General features: G+C 72.2%; 9 protein-coding genes. 1 reads left to right on the top strand and 8 read right to left on the bottom strand.

The annotated features are described in order from the left end of the window. Positions 1 to 304: 304 nt before the first annotated feature. Genes ABD401_RS09115 through ABD401_RS09095 form a run of 5 tightly spaced genes read right to left on the bottom strand, consistent with a single transcriptional unit; the run spans position 305 to position 3,481 of the window. Positions 305 to 1,498 (bottom strand): thiolase C-terminal domain-containing protein, encoded by a 1,194-nt coding sequence (locus ABD401_RS09115; protein ID WP_344603838.1) that lies wholly within the window; start codon positions 1,496 to 1,498, stop codon positions 305 to 307. Then, the gene (locus ABD401_RS09110; RefSeq protein ID WP_344603836.1) at positions 1,495 to 1,890 is read right to left on the bottom strand and encodes a Zn-ribbon domain-containing OB-fold protein; all 396 of its coding nucleotides are present in this window, start codon (positions 1,888 to 1,890) and stop codon (positions 1,495 to 1,497) included. Before ABD401_RS09110 ends, ABD401_RS09115 begins: the two co-directional genes overlap by 4 nt. Then, positions 1,890 to 2,288, bottom strand: a complete 399-nt coding sequence (locus ABD401_RS09105; RefSeq protein WP_344603834.1) for a MaoC/PaaZ C-terminal domain-containing protein — start codon at positions 2,286 to 2,288, stop codon at positions 1,890 to 1,892. Before ABD401_RS09105 ends, ABD401_RS09110 begins: the two co-directional genes overlap by 1 nt. Continuing rightward, entirely contained in the window at positions 2,285 to 2,722 is a 438-nt protein-coding gene (locus tag ABD401_RS09100) for an FAS1-like dehydratase domain-containing protein (protein ID WP_344603832.1), read from the bottom strand. The genes ABD401_RS09105 and ABD401_RS09100 overlap by 4 nt, the downstream gene beginning before the upstream one ends. Positions 2,723 to 2,728: 6 nt before the next feature. Beyond that, positions 2,729 to 3,481 (bottom strand): histidine phosphatase family protein, encoded by a 753-nt coding sequence (locus ABD401_RS09095; protein ID WP_344603830.1) that lies wholly within the window; start codon positions 3,479 to 3,481, stop codon positions 2,729 to 2,731. A 68-nt stretch (positions 3,482 to 3,549) separates the two neighbouring features. Between ABD401_RS09095 and ABD401_RS09090 the strand changes: the two genes are divergently transcribed. After that, positions 3,550 to 6,171 carry an NAD-dependent epimerase/dehydratase family protein gene (locus tag ABD401_RS09090; RefSeq protein WP_344603828.1) on the top strand — a complete coding sequence of 874 codons (2,622 nt, stop codon included), beginning with the start codon at positions 3,550 to 3,552 and terminating at the stop codon, positions 6,169 to 6,171. 60 nt (positions 6,172 to 6,231) lie between these two features. Here ABD401_RS09090 and ABD401_RS09085 read toward each other — a convergent pair whose 3' ends face one another. From ABD401_RS09085 to ABD401_RS09075, 3 genes are read right to left on the bottom strand one after another with little or no spacing between them, the layout of a single operon-like run. After that, complete coding sequence (locus ABD401_RS09085; protein ID WP_344603826.1) at positions 6,232 to 6,573, bottom strand: hypothetical protein; 342 nt, start codon at positions 6,571 to 6,573, stop codon at positions 6,232 to 6,234. A 50-nt stretch (positions 6,574 to 6,623) separates the two neighbouring features. After that, positions 6,624 to 7,769: a cytochrome P450 gene (locus ABD401_RS09080; RefSeq protein WP_344604251.1), complete on the bottom strand. Its 1,146-nt coding sequence runs from the start codon at positions 7,767 to 7,769 to the stop codon at positions 6,624 to 6,626. Positions 7,770 to 7,791: 22 nt separating this feature from the next. Then, complete coding sequence (locus ABD401_RS09075) at positions 7,792 to 8,556, bottom strand: acyl-CoA dehydrogenase family protein (protein WP_344603824.1); 765 nt, start codon at positions 8,554 to 8,556, stop codon at positions 7,792 to 7,794. Positions 8,557 to 8,564 lie beyond the last annotated feature (8 nt).

The following is an 8,564-nucleotide window of genomic DNA, read 5'->3' as shown; positions in this document are numbered from 1 at the left end:
GCCCGCCGGGAACTGGTCGACGAGCGCGGTCTTGAGCTCCTCATGAGTGCGCCGGGTGCCGCAGCCCGCGAGCAGCAACGCGAGGCAGCAGACGACGGCCGTCGCCGACCACACCTGCGCGCGCGTCCTCTTCACCGCCGGTGTCGCCTCCCGGAATCACGGGTCCGCGTCGACCCGCCAAGTGAATATGATTTCTCCGTTGCCGACGATACGTGCCCCGCGTCACACACGCAACCAACGCCGCCTTACGTCCGAACATGTGGCTGCAATAGCGACCACGTCTTCGGACGTCACGCCTGCGCCGTCAGTCCTTCTGCAGGATGTGGACGGCGCAGGCGCTGCCGAGGCCGAGGACGTGGGCGAGGCCGACGCGGGCGCCGGGGATCTGACGGTCCCCGGCCTCGCCGCGGAGGTGGGTGACGATCTCGTAGACGCCGGCGACGCCGGTGGCGCCGAGGGGGTGGCCCTTCGACAGCAGGCCCCCGGAGACGTTGACCGGCAACGCCCCGTCCCGCCAGGGTGCGCCGGACTCGAGGAACCGCACGGCGTCGCCGGGCTTGCAGAGCTGCAGGTTCTCGTAGTGGAGCAGCTCGGCGGTGGCGAAGCAGTCGTGGAGCTCGACGAGGTCGAGGTCCTCGGGACCGAGCCCGGCCTGCTCGTAGGCGGCGGCCGCGGCGTTGCGCGTCACCGTGCTGACGTCCCACCGCGCCTCGGCGTCGGGGACCCACGGGTCGGAGACCAGCACCGACGCCGCCACCCGCACCGCGCGTGCTCGCACACCCGGGTCGAGCTTGGCGAGCCCGGCCTCGTTGACGACGACGATCGCGGCCGCACCGTCGCTGGTCGGCGAGCACATCAACGCGGTGTTGGGCCACGCGATCATGTCGCCGTCGCGGATCTGCTCGAAGGTGAAGCGCTTGCGGTACTGCGCGAGCGGGTTCAGCGTCGAGTGCGCGTGGTTCTTCTCCGCGATGCGGAAGAAGTGGTCGGCCGACGCCTCCGGGTTCGCGGCCAGGTACTCGACCCCGGCCTCGGCGAACACCGCCGGCATCGTCGAACTGCCGATCAGGCCCTCGGTGTCGAGCACCGAGCCGTCCCGCCCGCGCGGGGTGTACTCGGCCGGCCGCGGCTCCTCCGGCGCCGCGAGCAGCCCACGCTTGCCGAGCTGCTCGACGCCGACCGCGAGCGCGGTGTCGGCCTCCCCCGCTCGGATCGCGGCGATCGCGGCGCGGACCGCCGTCGCCCCGGTCGCGCACGCGTTGACGACGTTGACGACCGGCACGCCCGTCATCCCGATTTCGTGCAGCACCCGCTGCCCGACGCCGGTCATCGACTCGAAGACGTTGCCGGCGGCCACGAGCTGCACGTCGCGGATGCCGAGGCCCGCATCGGTCAACGCACCACGCGCAGCGGTGCCGCCGAGCGTCGCGACGTCGAGGTCGGGATACCGGGCGAAGCGCGTCATGTCCGCGCCGACCACCCAGATCGGCTCGCTCATGCCGCCCCCACCCGGAACGTGAACCCGACGGCCTCGGTGCCGGCGACATCGGTCCCGACCACGCCGGTCTCCAGCGCGGCCCGCTGCCCGACGGCGGCGACCGGGTCGTCGGCGCCGGTCAGCGTGCAGCGGACGTGGCCGCCGCCGTCGAGCGCGACGACGCCACTGGTGAACGGCGTCGGCACGCCAGGCATCCCACGGTGCACGACGGTCGCCGCCGTGACCGTGCCGATGGTTGCGAGCTCGACGTTCTCGACGAGGCTCGCCCCACCGCAGGACGCGCACGCGATCCGCGCGAGCAGGTAGGTCGCGCCGCAGTCCGCGCAGCGCGACCCGACGAGGCCGGGCGGATCGAGCCGGAGGTAGGCGACGGCCGGAATCTGTGGGGGCATCAGTTCTCCAGTCGGACGGTCACCGCGCCGGTGACGGCGACCCCGCCGCCGGCGCGCGTGATCCGCAGGTCGAGATCGGCGACGCGGCCGTCGCCCTCGGGTCGGACGTCGGCGACGGTGCCGGCGCAGGTCAGGACGTCGCCGGGCCAGACCGGCTCGGCGAAGCGGACGGCGATGGAGCGCACCGCGGTCGGGCCGAACAGGTCGACGCAGTACGTCCCGAGGTAACCCGCCTGCAGCATGCCGACACTGATCGCGCCGGGCAGGCCGCCGGCCCGGGCGAACTCGTCGTCGTGGTGGACGGCGTTGAAGTCCCCGCTCGCGCCCTGGTAGCGGACGATGTCGGTCCGGGTCTGCGGGCCGAACGTCCGCTCGGGCAGCACGTCGCCGGCCTTCACGAGGCACTCCGCTCGATCACGGTCGCCCGGCCCTCGGCGACGACGTCACCGCCCCGGCGGTACGTCGTCAGCAGCACGAGGAACGTCATCGACCCCCGCTTCCCGGGCTTCTCGGTCACGGACTCGACGGTGACGTCGATGTCGAGGGAGTCCCCGACCCGCGGCAGTTTCCCGGGGAACCGGTACTCCTGGCCGCCCTGCAGCACCCGCGTCAGATCGATGCCGAGGCGCTCGACGATCGAGACTCCCGGTGGCTCCCAGAGCATCGAGGACACCAGGAACGTCGGCGGGATCGGGGCGTCCGGGGCGTCGTAGAGCGCGACGTCCGCGCCGGTGGCCCGCGCGAACTCACGCACCTTGCCGCGCTCGATCGGCATCGAGAACGACAGCAGCGTCTCCCCGATCAGCTTGGTGGCGGGATGGTCGGTGGTCATGAGTCCTCAGTACGTGAGCAGGTCGTCGTCGATCAGGTGGCCGACGAGGTTCAGGGAGTGGATCTCGCGCCGCGCGTCCGGCGCGTAACGCAGCCAGGTGATCGAGCAGTGCGCCGGGTTGAAGACCATGTCGGCGCGGACGCCGAGGATCTCGGCGACGTAGGCGCTGATCACGCCCGCGTGGCAGACGATCGCCACGTTGCCGCCGGCCGTCAGCGCGAGGATGCCTTCGACCGCGGCCTCGACCCGGGCCCGGAAGTCCTCGCTGCTCTCCCCGTACGGGAAGGAGCCCCAGCGCCGGGTGCGCGCGAACAGGGAGATCAGACCGAGGCGGAAGCCGTCGCTCGGGGTGATGGAGTCCTCCGCGACGGCGAGGTCGCGGTAGAGGTCGATCTCGCGGAGCTCGGGCAGCTCACCGGCGATCGGCACCCCGGTGGCGTCGGCGACCGCCTGCGCGGTGTCCCGCGCCCGCTGCAGGTCGCTGCAGTAGATCCACTGCAGGTCGAACCGCTTCATCCGCTCGGCGACCGCGAGTGCCTGCCGGCGGCCGACGTCGTCCAGCGGCGGGTCGAGGAAGTGCTCGCGGTTCACGGTGCGCGGCATCTCCTGCCGGCCGTGACGGATCAGGAACAGCGACCCGGCGAGGTCGGGCTGGTTGAGAAAGATCCGGTCGAGCGGCGCGTACGGCAACCGGTGCCGACCGATCACGAAGACCGGGTCGTTCAACGGGTGCGCCACGTCCTCGGGATCGGTCGCCATGCGAATATCATATTCACTTCGTGGCGGTTCGGCGCTAGTCTGCCGGGACGCTGCAGAGGGGATCGAGAGTGGGTCACGGCGGGCGGGTCCTGGTCACCGGTGGGACCGGGGCGTTCGGCATGGCGACGAGCACGTGGCTGTCCCGACTCGGCCACGACGTCGTGGTCTTCGCCCGGCGCGAACCGGAACGCCTCCCCGCGCGCGCGACGTTCTTCCGCGGCGACATCTGCGACCCCGCGAGCGTCCGGGCGGCGATGACCGACTGCGACGCCGTCGTGCACCTCGCGTGGGCGGTGAGCGGCTCGATCAGCCTCGAGGCCGCGACCCCGCTGAACATCGGCGGCACCGAGAACGTCCTCAAGGCGATGGCGGACACCGGCTGCTCGCGCCTGGTCTTCGCGTCCTCGATCACCGCGTACGGCGGCCACCCCGACCACCCGCAGCCCTGGCGCGAGGACGAGGAGCTGCGCCCCGGCCACGACATGGTCTACGAGCTCCACAAGGCCCAGGCCGAGCAGCTCATCGTCGCGAGTGGGGTGTCGGCGGTGCGTGTCCGCCCGACGGTGGTCGTCGGCCGGCACGCGCACAACGCCCCCGCGAATGTCTACCGGCAGCTGGTGATCCCGAACCTCGGCTGGGGCATGCAGGCGATCCACCAGGACGACGTCGGGCGCTTTTTCGCCGAGGCGTGCACGTCGACGCACACCGGTGCGGTCAACCTCGCCGCCGACGACGTCGTCACCTGGCCCGAGATCGCGCGGCTGTGCCGGCGTCCGCTGATGCCCTTCTCCGTCCCGGCGGTGACCGCGGTGCTGCGCCAGGTCGGCAAGGTCGTCCCGGCGGCGCACTCCGCGCCCGAGCTGGTGAATCTGATGGCCCATTTCCCCATCGGCGACACCACCCGGCTGAAGGAGGATTTCGGGTTCTCCGTCGCGTGGAGCAGCGCCGAGGCGTTCGCGGACCAGGGCCGGACGTCCGGCTCGCATCTCGTGCTCGGCATGAAGGAGGTGCGGCGGCCGAACCGGCTCGACCGGGTTCGCGACCACGGTGCGGCCGAGGGCGACGACGCCGGCAACTCCGTCGAGGCGATCGACCCCGCCGTCGCCGGTGAGTTCGACACCGTCCGCACCGACCCGCGCTATCCGAACTGGACCGCCGCCAACCTCGCCGAGGCCTTCCCCGGCCCGATGACCCCGCTCTCGCTGCAGATGGGGTGGGAGTCGCTGAGTACCAGCGCCGACCTCGTCGCGTGCCTGCTGCCGCTGCCGGAGCACATCGCGGACAACATCCGCCGTCGCCAGCTCGGCATCTTCGGCCACCGCCTCTACAACAACACCTCGGTGCTGGAGGAGATGGTCGTCGCCGTCCCCGGCCAGACGCCCGAGGACTTCAAGTACCAGACGCTGGGTCAGCCGTACCCCGAGGACTTCGTCCGGCCGCGGACGACGCCGCGCGACGTCGTCGGGTACGCGCGCTTCGCGCTGCAGGCGGGCCCGCGTCTGGCCGGGCTCGACGCCGAGGTCGACCGCGTCGTCGCCCGGGCGCACGAGCACGCCGCCCGGCTCGACCCCGACGCGACCCTGCCGGACGAGCGGTTGCTCGCGTCCATCGACGTCCTCTGGGACGACACCCTCAAGGCGTGGCAGACCGGCAACGTCTGCACGTTCCTCGTCAGCGGCCCGACCGCGATCCTGGAGCGCAAGTACGGCCGCGAGGCGATCCTCGCGCTCAAGGGCGAGGAAGGGTCGCTCCCCAGCGGCCGTCTGCTGCACGGGATCGGGCGCCTCGCCCGGATCGCGCGGACGAACGACACCGTCGGCGCCCTCCTCGGCGGGACCGTCGACGACGCGACGCTCGACCGCCTCGCCGCGGACGCCCCCGGCTTCGCCCGCGAGGTCCGCAAGCTGCTCGCGGACTGCGGCCACCGTGGCCCCGGCGAGACCGAGTTCGCCAACAAGGTCTACGCCGACTCCCCCGCCCTCCTGCTCCGCGCGATCGCGCGCTCGATGGGTGAACGCACCGCCCCGCGTCCGCCCGCCCCGCCGTCCGGTCTGGCCGCCCGGCTGGGCAAGGTCGCACTGAAGGCGATCTCCCGGCGCGAACGCGCCCGCGACGCGGTCGTGCTGACGACGCATCAGCTGCGCAAGGCGCTCCGCGAGTGGGAGCGGCGGCTGATCGAGCGCGGCCGCCTCACCGAGCCCGGCGACGTCTTCTACCTCCGCCTCGACGAGGTGTACGCCGCGAACGCGCGCGACTTCCGGGAACTCGTCGCCCGCCGGCGGGCCGAACGGATCCGATTGGCCGCAGTGAACCTCCCGACCGACTTCTCCGGGCGGATCTCGCTGGACACCGTCGCCGCCGATCCCGGCTCGAGCCCGGTCCTCACCGGCATCCCCGCCTCCCCCGGCACCGTCCGCGGCCGGGTCCGGCGCATGCGCTCCCCCGAAGACGACCTCGACGAGGGCGAGATCCTCGTCGCGAGCGCCACCGACACCGGGTGGACGCCGTTCTTCGGGGTCGCCTCCGCCGTCGTCACCGAGTTCGGCGGGCTGATGTCCCACGCCTCCATCGTCGCCCGGGAGTTCGGTATCCCCGCCGTCGTCGGCCTCAACGGCGCCTGCGCCCGACTGACGGACGGTCAGCTCGTCGAGGTCGACGGCGCCGCCGGCACCGTCACCGTCCTCCCCTGACGTCCCCTCTTACGTCCGGCCAACTGTGGCCTATAGCCCACACTTCGCCGGACGCAACGATCACGGCTGCCGCTGAATCCAGTCGACGATCACATCGAGTTTCGTGCCGTGCTCAACCAGCGTCCGGTCGACCTGGTCGAACCGGGCGTCGTGCGCAGTCAACCGCGCATCGATCTGATCGAACCGGGCGTCGTGTCCGGCCAATCGCGCATCGATCTGATCGAACCGGGCGTCGTGCCCTGCCAACCGCGCGTCGACCTGATCCAACCAGGCTTGGTGTGCGGCCAGCGTCCGCGACTGATCCTTCAGTAGCCCGATGACGGCGTCGTGCCCGCCCTCCGACACGGCGAACTTCAACTCGAGCGCGGCCACCCGCTGCTCCAGCTCCTCGTTCGAGGCCATGTCCCCATGGTAGGTCGTGATCGCCGCCGGAGAGGCCCTGTGGCCAACGGTCAGGAGCGCGGGGTGAAGCGGACCGGGAGGGCCTTGGCGCCGCGCATCATGACCGGGCCGCGGGGCTTCCACTCGTAGTCGGCGGGGAGAGAAAGGTCCGGGAGCAGGTCGATCACCGCGTTGAGGGCGCCCCGCAGCTCGACCTTCGCCAGCGGCGCGCCGATGCAGAAGTGGGACGCGAAGCCGAAGGTGACCGGCGTCGGTTCGTCGGCGTCGCGGTCGAGGCGAAAGGTGTGCGGGTCGGCGTAGTGCGTCGGGTCGTGATTCGCGCTCGCGAGGTTGACCGCGACCACGCAGCCCGCGGGGATCTCGACACCCGCGATCTCCGTCGCCTGCGCGGTGATGCGCGGGATCCACGCCAACGGCGGGTCGATCCGCAGCGCCTCCTCGACGGCGACGGCGCGCAGGCTCTCGTCGGCCTTGACCTTCTCCCACAGCGCCGGCTGCGAGAGCAGCTGGTGGAAAAGCGTCGAGATCGCGTTGGCGGTGGTCTCGGTCCCGGCGACGATGAGGATGCGCACCATCGCGACGAGCTCGTCGTCGGTCAGGTGCTGGCCCTCGACCTCGGCGTGGACGAGGGAGCTCAGGATGTCCTCGCCTGGCTTCGCGCGGACGTGCTCGATGCGCTCGCGCGCGTAGGCGACGAACTCGGGGTGGCTCGGCGGCTCCTCGGAGCGATGGCTGTACTCGACCGCGTCGTCCGCCCAGGAGATGAACCGCTCGCGGTCGGACTCCGGAATGCCGAGCAGGCGGAAGAACACGATCGCCGGCAGCGGCTGCGAAAGCGTCGGGACGAGATCGAAGCCGCCCGAGTCGAGGTGCGGGGTCAGCAGCTCGCGAGCGATCTCCTCCACCCAGGGCTGGCAGTGCAGCATGAACCGCTTCGGCAGCGCCTTGTTCGCGATCCGGCGGACACGGACGTGCTCCGCGCCGTCGAGGTGGAGCAGCTGCTCGACCTCGCCCTCCGCCGGCGGACGGAGCGAGCGGCTGGAGTACGTCTCGTGGTCGGCGAGCACGCCGGTGACCGTCGGGTACCCCACGGTGTGCACGATGCCCTTCGGCGTGCGGTGCGCGGGGCACTGCTCGCGCAGGGCGTCGAGCACGTCCCACGGGTGGTCCGGCGGCGCCAGCGGGTCGTACTCCATCTCGCTCACTCCTGACGATCCATCAGCGGGTCGGGACGGCGTCGAGTTCACGGGCCCACCGGGGCAGGCCGAGGCCACGCCGGTGCTGCCACAGGTCGCGGATCTGTTCCGAGTCCGGGTCGGCGAGCAGCGTCCGCGCGATGCTCAGCCGCGCCGCCGTCGGGTCCTGCGGCAGCGCGCGGGCCCAGTCCTTCAGCCGCCGGGTCCACAGCTGCAGGTCGGCCTCGACGGTGAACCCGTGCCCGCCGAACACCTGGTGCGTGTTGCGGGCGACGGTGAACGCGCGCGGCACCGCCGCGCCGATCAGGGCGGCGGTCCAGAAGTCGTCGGGTCCGGTCCACGCGACCTTGCGGACCAGCAGGATCAACCCGTCCACCGCGGTCCGTGTGTCGACGAGCTTGTGCGCGATCGCCTGGAACGACCCGATCGGGACGCCGAACTGCCGGCGCTCCTGCGCGTACTCGACCGCGAGCTCCAGCGCCCGCTCGGCGGCCCCGGCGATCCGGGCGACGTCGACGAGCACCGTGAGGTGCGGGTCGTCCACCGCGAACGGTGCCGACGCGGCCGCGCGCCCGAGCTCGAACGCCGCGGCCGCCAGGAGCTCCGGTTCCAGCGGGAGCTCGGCCAGCCCGACCTGCGTCAGCGCCTGCGCCAGCCGCGTCGCCTCCGCGCCGTCGGGGTCGGCCTCGATCGCCCGCACCGTCTCGGGCGGGCACGCCCGGCGCAGAGTCTCCCGCAACGCGGCGGCGAACTCGCGGGCGTCCGGGCCCCAGCGCTCGTCGATCATCGCGACCC

Origin of the sequence: Sporichthya brevicatena (genome assembly GCF_039525035.1) — a bacterium.
GTDB classification, from domain to species: Bacteria; Actinomycetota; Actinomycetes; order Sporichthyales; family Sporichthyaceae; genus Sporichthya; species Sporichthya brevicatena.
This window is presented reverse-complemented; position numbering and strand designations above follow the sequence as displayed.